The 14909-nt window shown below is 62.8% G+C and carries 9 protein-coding genes and 2 pseudogenes; 5 read left to right on the top strand and 6 right to left on the bottom strand.

Features of this window, described 5'->3' with window-relative positions; all coding sequences use genetic code 11:
• The first annotated feature begins 15 nt into the window (after positions 1-15).
• Positions 16-4779 (top strand): RHS repeat-associated core domain-containing protein, encoded by a 4764-nt coding sequence (locus AC5LXX_RS23330; RefSeq protein ID WP_493413364.1) that lies wholly within the window; start codon positions 16-18, stop codon positions 4777-4779.
• A gap of 48 nt (positions 4780-4827) precedes the next feature.
• Here the strand turns inward: AC5LXX_RS23330 and AC5LXX_RS23325 are convergent.
• Positions 4828-5165, bottom strand: a pseudogene (locus tag AC5LXX_RS23325) (IS3 family transposase); the annotation flags it as partial.
• A 360-nt stretch (positions 5166-5525) separates the two neighbouring features.
• Here AC5LXX_RS23325 and AC5LXX_RS23320 point away from each other — a divergent pair.
• Positions 5526-7017, top strand: a pseudogene (locus AC5LXX_RS23320) (ISNCY family transposase).
• Positions 7018-7270: 253 nt separating this feature from the next.
• On the opposite strand, the gene AC5LXX_RS23315 reads toward AC5LXX_RS23320, so the two are convergent.
• Positions 7271-8140, bottom strand: a complete 870-nt coding sequence (locus AC5LXX_RS23315) for a S66 peptidase family protein (protein WP_493413363.1) — start codon at positions 8138-8140, stop codon at positions 7271-7273.
• Between the two features lie 302 nt (positions 8141-8442).
• Positions 8443-9312: a LysR family transcriptional regulator gene (locus AC5LXX_RS23310; RefSeq protein ID WP_493413362.1), complete on the bottom strand. Its 870-nt coding sequence runs from the start codon at positions 9310-9312 to the stop codon at positions 8443-8445.
• A gap of 207 nt (positions 9313-9519) precedes the next feature.
• Here AC5LXX_RS23310 and AC5LXX_RS23305 point away from each other — a divergent pair, with 207 nt between their 5' ends.
• On the top strand, positions 9520-10350 hold the full coding sequence (locus AC5LXX_RS23305; protein WP_493413361.1) for an oxidoreductase: 831 nt from the start codon (positions 9520-9522) through the stop codon (positions 10348-10350).
• A gap of 132 nt (positions 10351-10482) precedes the next feature.
• Here AC5LXX_RS23305 and AC5LXX_RS23300 read toward each other — a convergent pair whose 3' ends face one another.
• From AC5LXX_RS23300 to AC5LXX_RS23290, 3 genes are all read right to left on the bottom strand, one after another.
• Positions 10483-11097 (bottom strand): hypothetical protein, encoded by a 615-nt coding sequence (locus AC5LXX_RS23300; RefSeq protein WP_493413360.1) that lies wholly within the window; start codon positions 11095-11097, stop codon positions 10483-10485.
• A 63-nt stretch (positions 11098-11160) separates the two neighbouring features.
• Positions 11161-11952, bottom strand: a complete 792-nt coding sequence (locus AC5LXX_RS23295) for a molybdopterin-dependent oxidoreductase (protein WP_493413359.1) — start codon at positions 11950-11952, stop codon at positions 11161-11163.
• Positions 11953-11954: 2 nt separating this feature from the next.
• Positions 11955-12548 carry a cytochrome b/b6 domain-containing protein gene (locus AC5LXX_RS23290; RefSeq protein WP_493413358.1) on the bottom strand — a complete coding sequence of 198 codons (594 nt, stop codon included), beginning with the start codon at positions 12546-12548 and terminating at the stop codon, positions 11955-11957.
• A 231-nt stretch (positions 12549-12779) separates the two neighbouring features.
• Between AC5LXX_RS23290 and AC5LXX_RS23285 the strand changes: the two genes are divergently transcribed.
• Positions 12780-13376 carry a TetR/AcrR family transcriptional regulator gene (locus AC5LXX_RS23285; protein ID WP_493413357.1) on the top strand — a complete coding sequence of 199 codons (597 nt, stop codon included), beginning with the start codon at positions 12780-12782 and terminating at the stop codon, positions 13374-13376.
• A 49-nt stretch (positions 13377-13425) separates the two neighbouring features.
• A complete protein-coding gene (locus AC5LXX_RS23280) occupies positions 13426-14907 on the top strand; it encodes an MFS transporter (RefSeq protein WP_493413356.1) in 1482 nt (493 codons plus the stop codon).
• Positions 14908-14909 lie beyond the last annotated feature (2 nt).

The following is a 14909-nucleotide window of genomic DNA, read 5'->3' as shown; positions in this document are numbered from 1 at the left end:
GCGGGAGGCGAAACCTTGGCACTTCTCGCCGTCAAGCATCTCGATCCCGTTGTTGGCGTGGACGTTCATTCGGTGCTGGTCACGCCGGGAACGCCGCCGGTGTTCCTGCCGCATCCGCATGTCGGTTTCATGCTCGATCTGCGCGAATACATCCAGGCGGCGAAGGCCGTAGTCGGCTGCATTGCGATGATGATCGTGCAGGAGCAGGTGACCGAGTACATCGAAGATCATCCCGACGATGTGACGAAGCTGGAACACCTGGCCGATGAGGCGGACCAGCAAGTCAATGACCTGATGGGCAGCGGCAAGCTGCCGGACTTCAAGAACGATCCCACCGTCACGGAGGGGATGAAACTGGCGAAAGAGGCCAACAAGATCAAGAGCCGCATCAGCGACGATCTTGGCTCGAACGTCGGGTCAGGTGGCGGCAGCGGCCGGCCGATTTTCGTGAATGGGATGATGCGGGCCACGGCCGGGACGCATGCGTATCACGTCCCGGGTTTGCATTTTCCGCTTGGCGAATCGTTCGCCCCGCCGCCGGCCGAGTTCGAACCGTCAAATGACGGGGAGTCGTTCATGGGCAGCAAGACGGTGCTCGCCAACAACGATCCGCTGTCTTACATGGCGCTTGAAGCGTTGAGTTGCTGGTCGATCGGGATGGAGCCGCCTCCGCACAACAGCGCACATACGGATCGAACCTATCCGTCGATGCCGAGTTCGGTGATGCTGCCGATTCCGGCGGGGCGGCCGGTGTTGGTGGGCGGGCCGCCGATCATGAACATGGCTGCGGCGGCGAAGGGGTTGTTCAAGGCGTTTCGCGGCTCCAAATGGGCGAAGGCGCTGGCGGACAAGCTTCATTTGAAGCCGGGGTTCTTGCGCTGCAAGGTGTTGCATGCCGAGCCGGTGGACGCGACGACGGGTGAAGTGATCGTGGAGCAACGCGACTTCACCGTACCGGGGCGATTGCCGCTCGAGTGGGATCGATATTATTCAAGTCACGATACGCATATCGGCGTCGTTGGCGTGGGTTGGCAGACGCCAGCCGATATCCGGTTGGAGCTGTTGCCGCACGGCGACGGGATCGGCGCGGTCGCCTATCTTCCCGATCATACGACTGCGTTCGATGCACTGCCCGTGACCGAGGGCTGGCCCTCTTGCGAAAGCGACTGGCAGCAAGCGGATGGACTGTACCGACTGTCCGACCAGCTAGTGTTGCGCACGCGCGAAAGCATCGAGTACCGATTCACGTTACCGCCGCAATCGCGGCAGACGATTGCCTTGGCGAGAAGCGATTCGAGACTGACTCTACCGATCCAGTGCATTTCCGATCTGAACGGAAATGCATGGGTCTTCAAACGCGATCAGGGCGGAAGCCTCGAGCATATCGCCGAACGGAGTCGGGATGGAGCAACGGGCCGCGTCATCGCATGCGAGATCCGCATCCCCCGTCGTGACGCGAATGGCCCCGGGCATGCCGGGTGGCTGACCGCATTGACGCTTGTCGACGCGAATGGGCACGCGCACCCGCTCGTCACCTACGAGCATGATCGAGATGGCCACTTGCGTGCTGTGGTCGATGCAATGGGATACCCGTATCGCTTCGATTATGACGACGGGCACCGGATCGTCGGTCATACGACCGCGCGGGGCGTGTCATTTCTTTACCATTACTGCGCCGATGACGACGGCGTTTGGCGCGTCGACCATGCCTGGGGCGACGATGGCCTGTTCGATTACCGATTTGCGTACGATCGCGCACGAATGCAGACATGTATCACCAATTCGTTGGGGCATACGACAGTACTGCAACTGAACGCGCGGGGCATGCCCGTATTCGAACTGGGGCCGCTCGGCGGTGTCACGAGTTACCGGTACGAGGCAAAGGGACGCACGAGTGCGCTGACCGATGCCGCGGGACGTATCACGTCATGGGCATACGATCGGTACGGCAATCTCGTGACGCAAACGCTGCCGGATGGCAGATCGATTCGAACCGAGTATGACGCTAACCATCATCCGGTCTGTGTGACGTTGCCAGGCGAGCGACAATGGCGCTACGAATGGGATGAGCGAGGCAACCTACTTGCACAAACGACGCCATCGGATGCGACCTCTCGTTACCAGTACGACGCATACGGGCAGCTCGTCGCACAGCTCGGGCCTTGCAGCGACATTTCCCAACTCGAATACGACCGCGACGGTCAGTTGGCTGCGGTGACGGATCCACTCGGCCATCGAACGTTCTATCGGCACGATGCGCGAGGAAATCTCGTCGAAGTGATCGACGCACTGGGGCAGACAAGTCGTTACGAATACGACCGCAATGGCAATTTGACGCGCGCGATCGAGCCGAGCGGAAAGGAGATTCTGTGCGGGTACGATGCCGACGGCAACCTGACGCACTATCGCGACCCGGCAGGCCATACGGCGGAACTACAGTATTCAGCGCTAGGGCGGATGATCAAACGGCAATCGCTGGACGGCACCCACGTCAGGTATCAGTACGATACGGAAGGGCAACTCGTTGGCGTCGTCAACGAGCGCGGCGAACCATACCAGCTCAAGCGCGACGCGTTGGGCCGGATCGCCGAAGAAGTCGACTACTGGGGCCAACTGCGTCGCTACGAGTATGGTGACTTCGGCGAACTGCGACGTAGTGTCGACCCGGCCGGGCAGGCTGTCCTCTACCTGACCGACAGGTTCGGGCGCGTCGTGCAGAAGCAGGTCGCGGATTCCAGACAGGCTGCCGGCTTTCGCGTCGAGACATTCGAATACGACCGCATCGGCAGGCTCGTCGAGGCGCGGAATCCGGACAGTCGCCTCGAATTTTGCTACGACGACGCTGGCCGCATCATCGAAGAAAGGCAAGGCGACGATTTCGTCATCGCCTACCGGTACGACACAGTTGGACGACGCGTGGAGCGCCGAACACAGCTCATGACCGATCGCGAAACGGTGACGCACACCGTACGCTATGGTTACGACGCTTTCAGTGCCGTCGCCTCGATCCAGATCGACGATGCCGCACCCGTCACGCTCGAGCGGGATGCGCTTGGCCGAATCTGTGTGGAATACCTCGGCGAGGCGTTGCGGCGCGAGTTGGCGTACACACAGGAAGGGCAACTGGCGCGGCAAACGTTGTTGTCCGGTGCCGGCGTTCTCTTTGCCACCGAGTACGGATACGATGCCAACGGCGAGATGACCGAGAAGCGCGACTCCCGCCTTGGTATCGAGCGTTTCGATTACGACCCGATGGGCAAGCTGACCGCTTATCTCGACCCGGGCGGAAAACTGCACCGCTTCCTGCACGACCCTGCAGGCGATCTGTTGACGACGAGAGGCAACCCGGGCCATCGCACCGAGGTGCCGGACCAGACATCGCCGGTCGATGCCTGGGTACGCGTAGGCGAGCACGACGGCTGTCACTATACGTTCGACCGTACCGGCAACCTGATACGCAAGCGTGACGCGCACCAGGATTTGCGGTTGCGATGGGACGGCGACGGGCTGCTGATCGAAACGTTGATGCTGCGCGCGTATGCGGACCCGGCGATCGCGGCTAGTCGTATTCATACCCGCTATGCGTACGACGTCTTCCAGCGACGCGTCCGGAAGACTACGCGGGTCCTCGGCAAGCCTGACGCGCCGGCCGGGTCAGAGTCAGCATCGACAGTCGGGGGGCATCGTAACGATTACTTTTGGGACGGCGACGCGTTGGTGGGCGAAATAACGCGCCCGTGCCAGAACGTCGATGTGCCGTTCACGAACGTTGCCACCGAGCCGAATCCCGGCTGGGGAGCGTACCCGGTCGACATATCGCCAGCGGATGGCTGCGGAGAATCGTACGTGTGGGTTTATTACCCGGGTACGTTTCGGCTGCTGGCAGCGATGCGACACGTACCGAAGATCGATTCGGATCAGGCGACGGCGGCGTCGAAATCTGCAGCGCGCAACGTGTTCTTCCATACCGAACCGAACGGAGCGCCGACACGACTGACCGATCAATTCAATGCAATCGTCTGGGAGGGGCGCTACGGGGCGTGGGGGCACGTCAGCGCAGCCGGGATGCATGCTGCCGATGATCAGCGACTGCGGCTCCTGGGACAGTACGAGGACTGGGAAACGGGCCTGCACTACAACCGATACCGATATTACGATCCGGTAATCGGGAGCTTTGTCAGTCAGGATCCCCTCCGAATCGATGGTGGAATCAACCCCTACCAATACGCGCCCAACGTACTTGGCTGGAGAGACCCGCTCGGTCTCAAACGAGAGGAAACGCCCTTTGAGGGTTATCAACGAATCCGGTCATTTCGGGAAAGAAGAGGGCTCGACCTGCCAAACAACCCTGATGGCCGGTTCAAGACGGGAGACAAATTGGGATCGATCGGCACGATCTTGGGCTCGGATCGCGTGTACGGAATCAATTCCACTTTGCGGGAGACCCAGGATTTCCAAATGACGCGGGCTTGGCGGGAAAGTCTCGGCCTTGATGGGTCAAAGGGAAACACGTTTCAATTTCTATTTCATTCCGAGGCGGGCACGTTATTGCTGGGACATCGTGAAGGCTTGCTCGGCGATGAGGTCACCCTGATCAACGACCGGACGACATGCGCCCCTGCTTGCAGACCGATGCTGTCCCGGCTGCTGGCCCCGCTGGGAATTGGCCGCTTGACGGTGTATTCCGGTGGTTCGATGTCGCAGATAGCACGCGTGGACGTTTATACGAGAGGCGGGCGGCACGAATGCATGACCGGCAAGCGCGATCCCAAGTTGTAACGTCCGCACGCCCTATGCCCCAAGTTCGGGGCACTCGTCGCAGCACGTCCAACCGTATTCGACCTTGACCTCCGCGTGAATCGCCTTGATGTGCGCCAGCAGTGCATCGTTGCTCACGCGGCCTCGGTGCGGCTTGTTCTGCGCAACACGTTGCCGCCGCTGATGAAAGCCGCTGGGGCTCACATCGAGCGCCTCGCACAGCACCGAAATCGGCCAGTGACGGCGATTGCGCTCGATAAAGACGTACTTCACGTCGAGTCCTTCGCGAAGTACGCACAGGCCTTTTTTAGGATGTCGCGCTCCATCTTCAGCCGCGCCACTTCGGCACGAAGTCTCGACATCTCCATCTGCTCTGGGCTTACCGGCTTCGCGCCCGCTCCGCCAAGCGCCGCGCAGACGGTGGCTTCTATCGGGCAAAAGCCGCTCGATCAACAGGCTGCGGTCGAAGAAGCGCGTCGCATCGCTGCGGGTGGAGCGGCCGCCGGCTCGGAATCGGTGATTGATCGCTTGCGCCGGATCTCGCGGTCGTAATCAGATAGGCCGCGCGCCGGCGACGACGGCGCGCGGCAAACAGAGGCGAATCGTGCCGATCGATGTGGCTTATTTTTTAGTTGACATAACGTGAATTATCGACATAACTGGTTGTAGTGGCTAGATTGAAATGTCCGCTTTTGGCTACATAGAAATGTCCGCTTTCGGGCCGCGTAAGCTATCCGGCCGCCGGTTGTCCGGCGCCGGAGGCTGCGATGGCTGCAACGGAGCGGATCACGATGACGATGCGCGAACTGGACCGATTCAAGGTCATTCAGGACGTGGCGGACGGCAAGCTCAAGCCGTGGCGTGCAGCGGAACGGTTGGAGTTGACGACACGGCAAGTTCGCCGGCTGGTCGCCCGGCTGCGCGAGCACGGTCCAGCGGGTTTGGTGTCGGGACACCGGGCGAAGCCCGGCAACCGCCGTCTGGATCCAGGAGCCGCCGACCGGGCGCTGTCGATCATCCGAGATCGCTACGCCGATTTCGGGCCGACGCTGGCCTGCGAGAAGCTCTGGGAGTGTCACGGCATTGGGCTGGCCAAGGAGACGGTCAGGAAGCTGATGACGGACGCTGGGCTCTGGATTCCGCGCCGGCAACGACCGCCGAAGGTCTACCAGCCGCGAGCGCGTCGGGCGTGTCTGGGCGAACTGATCCAGATCGACGGCAGCGATCATCGATGGTTCGAGGAACGGGCGCCGGCCTGCACGCTGCTGGTGTACGTCGACGACGCGACGAGCCGGTTGATGATGCTGCACTTCACGCAGACCGAATCGACCTTCAGCTACTTCGAGGCCACGCGGGCGTATATCGAACGCCATGGCAAGCCCGGAGCGTTCTACAGCGACAAGGCCAGCGTGTTCCGCAACGTGAAGCCAGGCAAGACCGGTAACCGTGTGACGCCGTTCGGCCGCGCGATGGTACGAGCTGAACATCGACACGTTCTGCGCGAACAGCAGTTCAGCCAAGGGGCGCGTCGAGCGCGCACACCTGACGTTGCAGGACCGATTGGTCAAGGAGATGCGATTGCGCGGAATCAACACGGTGGCCGACGCCAACGCATACGCGCCCTCCTTCATGGCCGCCTACAACACACGCTTCGCGAAGCCGCCGAAGAGTGACTTCAATGCGCACCGGCCGCTGCGGGCCGACGAGAGTCTGGACTTGGCGCTGACGTGGCGCGAGCCGCGGAAAGTAACGAAGTCGCTGACGGTGCAGTACGACCGGGTGCTGTACTTGCTGGAGGACACGCCGGAGAATCGGAAGTTGATTGACCGGCAGATCGAGGTGTGGGAGTACCCGGATGGACGGATTGAACTACGGGCTGACGACCGGGTGTTGGACTACAGACAGTACGACCGCCTAACCGAAATCGATCAAGGCGCCGTCGTTGAGCACAAGCGCTTGAGTCATGTGCTGCAGGTCGCGCAAGCGCTTCAGGCGCAACGCGATAACAGCCGAATCGGTAAAGCGCCGTCACGGACACATCGCGGCGACTCAACCCGGACCAATCGAAACGACCCGCAAGCGGGAAAGAAGAAGCAACGCGAGATCACGCAGGCCGACGTCGAGCATGTGATCGTGGATCTGGCGCAGCGTCGGCAAACCGCCAAGCCAGCAGGCAAATCTGGCCGACGGTCTGCAAAAGCTGGAGAAACAAGCGTGAGCGCCCTGCCCGTTCAGGCGCCGACCTTCGACACTGCGTAACGGTCAAGACGAGAAAGCAGAAGCAGCAAAACCAACCTAAAAACCGGACATTTTTAAATAGCTGGAAGGTGGACATCTGAATCCGGGTATGACACTGGTTGTAGTGGCTAGATTGAAATGTCCGCTTTGTGCGGCGGAATTCTTGGACTATCAGGAGCTAGTCCATGTACTCATACGAAGAACGCATCCGAGCAGTCAAGCTCTACTTGGAGCTTTGAATACGCGTTCCTATCCTTCTAGATTCGACGTTACGTTACGCGACGAACCGGATCGCGTTGTCCTCGATGGCAGCCTGGTTGCCGTATTGCCAAGTGATGTTGCGGTGTTCATGTCCGATCGGCAGACCCGAGTAGATCGGCAGGCCGATGCCGCCCAGCACGTCGACAAGCATCTGCTCGAGCGTGAAATCCGCGCCGTCCGGGATCGGGCAGCGCGTGAATTGCCCGAGCACGAACGCGCGGGCCCCATCGAACGCGCCGCTCAGACGCAGTTGCGTCAGGCTGCGGTCGAGCCGGTAGCCGAATTCCGTCACGTCCTCCAGCAGTACAATCGCGTCGCGTGAGCGAAGCGACCAGCGTGTACCCGCGACGCTCGCGAGCACCGTCACGTTGCCGCCGCACAGACGTCCCCGCACCGCACCAGGGGCGCCGGACAAATGCCGCAGGCTCAGCGGCGCGCGTTTGCCACCGGTCAGCACGGCGCGCATGTCGGCACGCGTCGCGTCGTCGACCTTGGTCGCCAGGCTGTGGAATGTCGGACCGTGCAACAAGCGCACGCCGGGCCGGTCTGCAAGCGCGCAGAATAGCGACGTCGCGTCGGAAAAACCGATGATCGTCTTCGGCGTCGCGATCTCGTCGGGCAGGTGCTCGAGCAGATGCGCGCAACCGAATCCCCCTCGCGCGAGCCAGACGATATCGATTGACGGATCCATCAAGGCGCGCCGCAGATCGCCCGCGCGCTCCTCGGCGGTACCGGCGAAATAGCGGTACCGGCTGCCGAGATGTGCGCTCGTCGTGACCTTGAAGCCCCAGCTTTCGACGAGCGCGATGCCGCGCTCGATTCCTTGCGGATCGGGCACACCCGCGGGCGCGACGATGCGCACTGTCTTGCGTCTCGATTCCATTGAACGGATACCGTGAGGATAAGAACCCGCTGAATATACCTGACACCTCTCGCGAGCCGCTCACACCTGCGAGGCGACCTTGAACGCGGGGAGAGGCCATTCTCCGTCGCCCGCGAATCCGATTCGCTTCCACCGCTTGAGAATCACAGTCGATGCAAAATCGCCGGCCGATCGATGCGGATCCCACACCGGGAACAGGCCCGGGCACCGAACTCGCGCGCCGCCCTCCCCGACCACGTGGACGTGGCCTTTGCCGATCCGCATTGCCGTACCGGATACGTGCGCGAACCACGACGTTCGATTCAGCGAGCGGCAATCGGTGATTCGCTCAGCATCGTATCGGCGATATCGAGCATCGCGCGCAAGCGATCCATATGCCGAAGGTCATGGTGGTAACCCACCCATATGTCTCTGGATGGAGGCGGTTCCGGCGTCTCGATGCGCTGCACTGCCGGTACCGCGTCGCCCAGCGGTCGCGGCAGCACCGCGATGCCCATGCCTGCCGCGCACATCCGGGCCTGAACGGCTCGGCTCGTGCTGGTGAACACGCGCGGCGACTGCGGGAACCTGTCGAGCAGCCAGGCGACGTCGGGGAAATGAGACTGCGCCGTGTTCATCACGATCAACCCCACCGAAGCAGGATCGCGCCGCAACGCACGTATGGTTTCGGCCGTGCCGTAAAGACCGTACGGAACGGTCATCAGGCGGCGCTGGACAATGTCCGGTTCGGTGAAAGGAACGATCCGGAACGCCAGGTCGGCCTCGCGACGCGACAGGCTCAGCAATCGGTAGCTCGCGATCACTTCCGGCACCACGGCCGGATGCCGGCGCACCAGTTCCGCCAGCACAGGCGTCAGCACGTAGCCGGCGAACCACTCTGCGCACGAGATGCGCAAGATGCCTTCGAGGCGATCGTGATTACCGGCCAGACGCCGCTCCATGGCCAGCGCGGCGTTTTCCATCGCTTCGGCCATGCCAAGCACGGTATCCCCGGCGTCCGTGAGCACCAGCCCATCCGCGGTCCTGCGGAACAACGCCTGCCCGGCTTCATCCTCCAGCGCCTTGATCCGGCGGCCGATCGTCGGATGGCTCACGCCCAGGCCTCGGGCTGCCGCACCGAAAGATCCGCCCCGCTTGACGGCCAGAAAGACCCGGACATCACTCCATTCCATGCGAGGAACCTTCGTTCAAAAATGTACGCTCAATATACAAGAACGACCATTCACAAACAATTGTGTACGTCTCACCATGGTGGTGTTCATCAATCGAACCGGCCCGCTCGGGGCCGGCGTCTGCGGAGTGTGAAGACATGGGCAAACGCATGTCGGCGTGCCCCGTCGAGCGTATCGAAACGCGGAATCGAGCAAAAGGAGAAACACATGAACAAAACCTGGTTGATTACCGGCTGCTCCGGCGGCTTCGGCCTGCATCTCGCACGCGCGGCAGCCGCGCGCGGCGACCACGTGGTGGCAACGGCGCGTACGCCGGAAACGCTACGCGATCTGGCACGGCGTTATCCGGACACGCTGCGTGTCGCAGCACTGGACGTGACGAAGCCGGAGACGATACAAGCGGCCATTGCCTTGACGACTGAAACGTTCGGCAGGCTGGACGTGCTCGTCAATAACGCCGGCCATGGCTTCATGGGCGCAATCGAAGAAGGCACGCCGGAGGAATACCGGCCGTTATTCGATGTGAACGTGTTCGGGCTCATCGAGACGACGCGTGCGGCGTTGCCGCTGATGCGGCGCACCGGAGGCGGCAGGATCGTAAACCTGTCGTCCGGTGCGGGCATCGCCGGCTCGGGGGGCCGCGGCTATTACAACGCGACGAAGTTCGCAGTCGAAGGCCTGTCGGAGGCCCTCACGCAGGAAGTCGAACCGATGGGCATTCGCGTGATCATCGTGGAGCCCGGCCCGTTTCGAACCGAATTCCTGGGGCGCTCGATCGCGGTCGCCAAGCAGCAAATCAGCGCCTATTCGGCAACCGCGGGCTCCGCGCGCAGCTATCGCGACAGCAACGACGGACATCAGGCAGGCGATCCGGCCAAAGCCGCCGCGGTGATCATCCAGGCGATCGACTCGGACGATCCACCCTTGCACCTGCCGATCGGACCGAGTGCCCATGCAATTGCGGAGCGCAAGCTGAAGGCGTTCCGCCAGGACATCGACGCGTGGCGCGCGCGCTCCATCGCGACCGACTTCGATTGACGGTCCCGGGCCGACGCAACGGTCGGCCCGAAAAAAGAATCTCGGACACGCGGCCGGTCCTCGAGCATCGGTTCGGAGACCGCCGTCCGCTTGCACGCCGGCGAACGACAAGTCGCTCGCCGGGCGGCCGGCTTACATCGGAGGCGCTACCCCATCCTTCTCGACCACGATCTGGCGTCCGTCGTATGCCCCGTCCTTGCCCGGCGTAGCCACGACGAAGATCTTCTTGCCCGTCGACAAATCGGCGCGCGTCGCCGGGACCAGCGTCACGACCGGTGCGTCGGGCGGCACGTTGATCGTGTTGCTGCCGCCCTTGTATGAAAGCTTGAGATCGCGCCCGCTCGTGCCTTGAACGACGGTATCCACATTCGCGTTCGTCATCGAGCTGTTCGCGCCGAGATCCCATGCGTAGTGGCCTTCACCCATGCCGCGCGCGGCTTCGGGGAATACGAGCACTTCCTTCGCGATCAACTTGCCGTTCTCGCCCGGCATGGCTGCCGCGCCCACGTAGGAACCGGGCTTGATATCGGAAAGCTGAATCGCTTTCACCGCGTTCACGTTGGCCGACGCTGCGATATTGATGAGCACGGTATCGCCGCTGCGGCGGTGTACCTTCAGACTGTCTCCGGAAAACGAGACGATGTCGCCGCGAATGCGCTCGGGCTTGACCGCGACGGATTGCGCGAACGCAGTGCCGGCCAGCGTAGCCGCGACGACGGAGACAACGAGTTTGAGTCGAATGGACATGAATGCTCCTGTGAAGAGGTTGCGATCGAGAACGTCACCGGCGCGGGCTCCTGGGCCGGAAGCTCAGGAGCCGCCAAACCAGTTGTATCCCTGGTTTTCCCAATAACCGCCCGGGAATGCGTTGGTCACCGTGATGGCGACGATGTGTTTGGGATTCTTGTAGCCGAGCTTGGTCGGCATGCGCAGCTTCATCGGGAAGCCGTACTTCGCCGGCAAGACGCTGCCGTCATAGGTGAGCGTCAGCAGCGTTTGCGGATGGAGCGCAGTCGGCATGTCGATGCTCGTCCAGTAGTTGTCGGCGCAATGCAGCGCGACGTACTTCGCGGTGGTGTCGGCGCCGGCACGCAACAGGAAGTCGGAAAATCGCACACCGCCCCACTTCCCGATCGCGCTCCACCCTTCGATGCAGATATGCCGCGTAACCTGGCTTTCCTGCGGCAGCGCATGGAGCTCGTCGAGCGTCCACGCACGCTTGCCCTTGACCAGCCCGCCGAGCTGGAGCCGATATCTCGCCGCATCCACGTCCGGCACCTGGTCGATGTCGTAGTACGCATTGAACGGAAAGGGCCGCGTGATCATCGACTCCGGATACGTCGGCGCAAGCTTGCGCGGATCGAAGAGCGACGCCTGCACGTCGTCGTTGAACGACGACACGCGGCGCAGCATCGTGTTGACCGATTGGTCGTCGGTCAGGTCGCAGCCGGAAAGCAGCATCAGGCCGCCTAGCGTGAGGATCCGCTTGCCGAACAGGCGGCGTTGCGTCGACTGGAGTGCGTTGCGCGCATCCTTGACGATCGCATGCGAATCGAGCTGCGCGAAACGGTCGGCACGCGGCGAACGTTTTGGTTCATTCATGATCAGCGCCCTCGAATCATCGTGAGCAATGAGCGCGGAACGAGCGCGACCATCACGACGTGAACGGCAAAGAAACCGACGAGCACGCTCATCGCGACGAAATGAACGATGCGCGCGTTGTCGAATCCGCCCATCAATGTCCTCAGGACCGCAAACTGCACCGGTTTCCAGATGGCGAGCCCCGAAAGAACGAGCAGCACGATATCGGCGAGCGCGCCGATATACGCGAACTTCTGCACGGCGTTGTACCGGGCGGGATCATCGTGGACCAGCTTTCCGCGCAGCGCGGCGGCGAGGTCGGAAAGGAGCGCGCGCATGCCGAGCGGCAACAGCTTCCTGCGCAACCGCCCTGTTGCGATGCCGAGCACGAGATAGGCGAACAGGTTGCCGACCAGGATCCACATCGCCGCGAAGTGCCAGAGGAGCGCGCCGCCCAGCCAGCCTCCAAGCGTGATGGAAGGCGGAAACGTAACCGCCCTGAAAATCGGCGACGCGTTGTAGACCTGCCAGCCGCTCATGCACATGGCGATGACTGCGGCGGCATTGAGCCAGTGGAAAAGACGAACCCACAGCGGATGAATCGTCGAGCGTCTCAAAGCGAACTTCCTCGTGACCTTGCGGATGGTGCATGCACAATGCCGTGGCGACATGCGGGTGACGAGAAGGATCGCAATTGCCCCGACGTACCGGTATCGGTCGAACGACCGACCCCGGCCGAACGCCCGTCGAGCCGATATCGGCGGCCCGTCGCACTCGTTGACATCGGAACCGATCGGTCCATATAATGGCGCTACATTCAAGCACCGCATCGTTTGCGAAACTGACCGATGGCAAATCCGGCTGGCGTGGGCCGTCCGCGCGAATTCGAACTTGGCGATGCCGCGCGCGACGCGATGGACGTTTTCTGGGACCGCGGATATGAAGGCGCGTCCCTGCCCGACCTGATGGCCGGCACCGGCTTGTCGCGCGGCAGTCTCTACAAGGCATTCGGCGACAAGAAGGCGTTGCTGCTGGCGGCGCTCGACCTGTACATGGCCGACGGGCTCAAGGCGACCGCGGACATCCTGTCGCAACCCGGCCCCGTGAAGGATGCGATTCGCGATTCGCTGCTGCGCTATGCGCGCCTGTCCGTCGGCGACGCGGGCCGGCGCGGGTGCCTCGCGGTCGCGATGACCACCGAACTGGCCGCGCGCGACGCGGATGTCGCTGAGCGCACCGGGCGCATGTTCCGGCGCCTGCAGCAGCTCTATGCGGGCGCGATCGTCCGCGGCCAGGCGAGCGGCGAGATCGCCGAGCAGGACGAACAGGTACTGGCGCGTTTGCTCGTCTGCCAGATCGAGGGCATGCGCGTGCTGGGGAAAACCGGCGTGCCCGAGAGCGACATGCTCGCGCTGGTCGACCGTACGATGCGCACCCTCGACTGATTTTTTTTACCCAATTTGGAACCGATTGGTTCCGTATAGAGAGGCATCAATGTCACGAAATGATCCCGTATCACCCGACCCGCGCCGCTGGGCCATGTTTTCGGTCCTGCTCGTCGGTGCGTTCCTCCCGCCGCTGGACTTCTTCATCGTCAATGTCGCGCTGCCGTCGATCCGCGCGGAACTGGGCGCCTCGTCGTCGGCCGAGCAACTCGTCATTTCGTCGTATGCGGGCCTGTATGCGGTGACGCTGATCACCGGCGGGCGCTTGGGCGACCTGTTCGGCCGCGGCCGCGTGTTTTTCCTCGGGTTGATCGGCTTTGCGATCGCCTCGACGCTGTGCGGTCTCGCAAGTTCGCCGTGGACGCTCATCGTCGGTCGCGCGTTGCAGGGTGTGACGGCCGCGATCATGGCGCCGCAGGCGCTCGCTTCGATCCAGGCGATCTTTCCTGAATCGGAAAAGCCGCTCGCACTCAGCTTGTACGGCGCGGTGTTCGGTCTCGCAGCCGTGGTCGGGCAGGCGCTGGGCGGGATCCTGATCTCGCTGAACCTGTTGAACCTGGGCTGGCGCACGATTTTCCTCGTCAACCTGCCGCTGGCGATCCTGGTCGTCCTGTTCGGGATTCCGCTGTTGAAGGAAACGCGTGCGCAGCATGCACGCAAGCTCGACCTCGGCGGCACCGCGCTGTCGATGCTCACGCTGGGCGCGCTGATCGTGCCGCTGATCGAAGGGCGCGAAGCAGGCTGGCCCGGATGGGCATGGGTGTCGCTGCTCGCGGTGCCGGCCCTCGCCTGGTTCTTCTGGCGCTACGAGCGCCGGCTGGGACGCAGCGGCGGCGCACCGCTGCTCGATCCGGCCGCGCTGCGCGCGCCGGGGCTGAGCCGAGCGTTGCTGATCGCGCTGCTGCTGTACTCGATCGGCGCGTTCTTCCTGCTGTTCTCGGTGTATCTGCAGAATGCGTTGCACGTCGACGCGCTGAGCGCGGGCCTCGTGTTCTTGCCGTTCGGCGTGGGGTTTCTGCTCGGCCCGTTGTCGACGCCTTTGTGCACACGTGTCATCGGCGCGTACGTCAATCCGTTCGGGATGAGCCTGGAGATCGTCGGGCTCGTCGGCCTCGCGTGGTTGATCGATGCCACGCCGATCGGGATGCCGCTCGCTACCGTGCCGCTCGCCGTCGTTCTCTTCGTCATCGGTTTCGGACAAGGCCTCGCGCTGCCGACGCTGATGCGCATGGTGACGGGGCGCGTCGCACCGGCGCTTTCCGGCATGATCGCCGGCATCGCCAGCTCGACGCTGCAGGTCAGCACGTCGCTCAGCGTGGCGATCATCGGCGGCATTTTTTATACGGCGCTCGGCACGCGCCAGGATCCTGCGGCCATCGCTCACGCGTTCATCGTCGCCCTCCTGGCGATCTCGTTGTTCCTCGCCGTCGGCGCCGCGCTGGGTATCTCGCTCGCACGCGCACCTGCCGCGCCCGCTCCGATGCGCGCTGCCGCCCGGCCGGGCTTCGGCCCCGAACGCAAACGGCCGTAATC

Source organism: Burkholderia torrens (assembly GCF_984668525.1).
The sequence above is the reverse complement of the archived record's forward strand: the minus strand, read 5'-3'. Positions and strand labels throughout refer to the sequence as shown.

Bases quoted from the DNA above. Each gene is read 5' to 3' on its own strand.
- AC5LXX_RS23315 (WP_493413363.1), bottom strand. From the start codon at position 8,140: ATGGAATCGAGACGCAAGACAGTGCGCATCGTCGCGCCCGCGGGTGTG.
- AC5LXX_RS23310 (WP_493413362.1), bottom strand. From the start codon at position 9,312: ATGGAATGGAGTGATGTCCGGGTCTTTCTGGCCGTCAAGCGGGGCGGA.
- AC5LXX_RS23305 (WP_493413361.1), top strand. From the start codon at position 9,520: ATGAACAAAACCTGGTTGATTACCGGCTGCTCCGGCGGCTTCGGCCTG.
- AC5LXX_RS23300 (WP_493413360.1), bottom strand. From the start codon at position 11,097: ATGTCCATTCGACTCAAACTCGTTGTCTCCGTCGTCGCGGCTACGCTG.
- AC5LXX_RS23295 (WP_493413359.1), bottom strand. From the start codon at position 11,952: ATGAATGAACCAAAACGTTCGCCGCGTGCCGACCGTTTCGCGCAGCTC.
- AC5LXX_RS23285 (WP_493413357.1), top strand. From the start codon at position 12,780: ATGGCAAATCCGGCTGGCGTGGGCCGTCCGCGCGAATTCGAACTTGGC.
- AC5LXX_RS23280 (WP_493413356.1), top strand. From the start codon at position 13,426: ATGTCACGAAATGATCCCGTATCACCCGACCCGCGCCGCTGGGCCATG.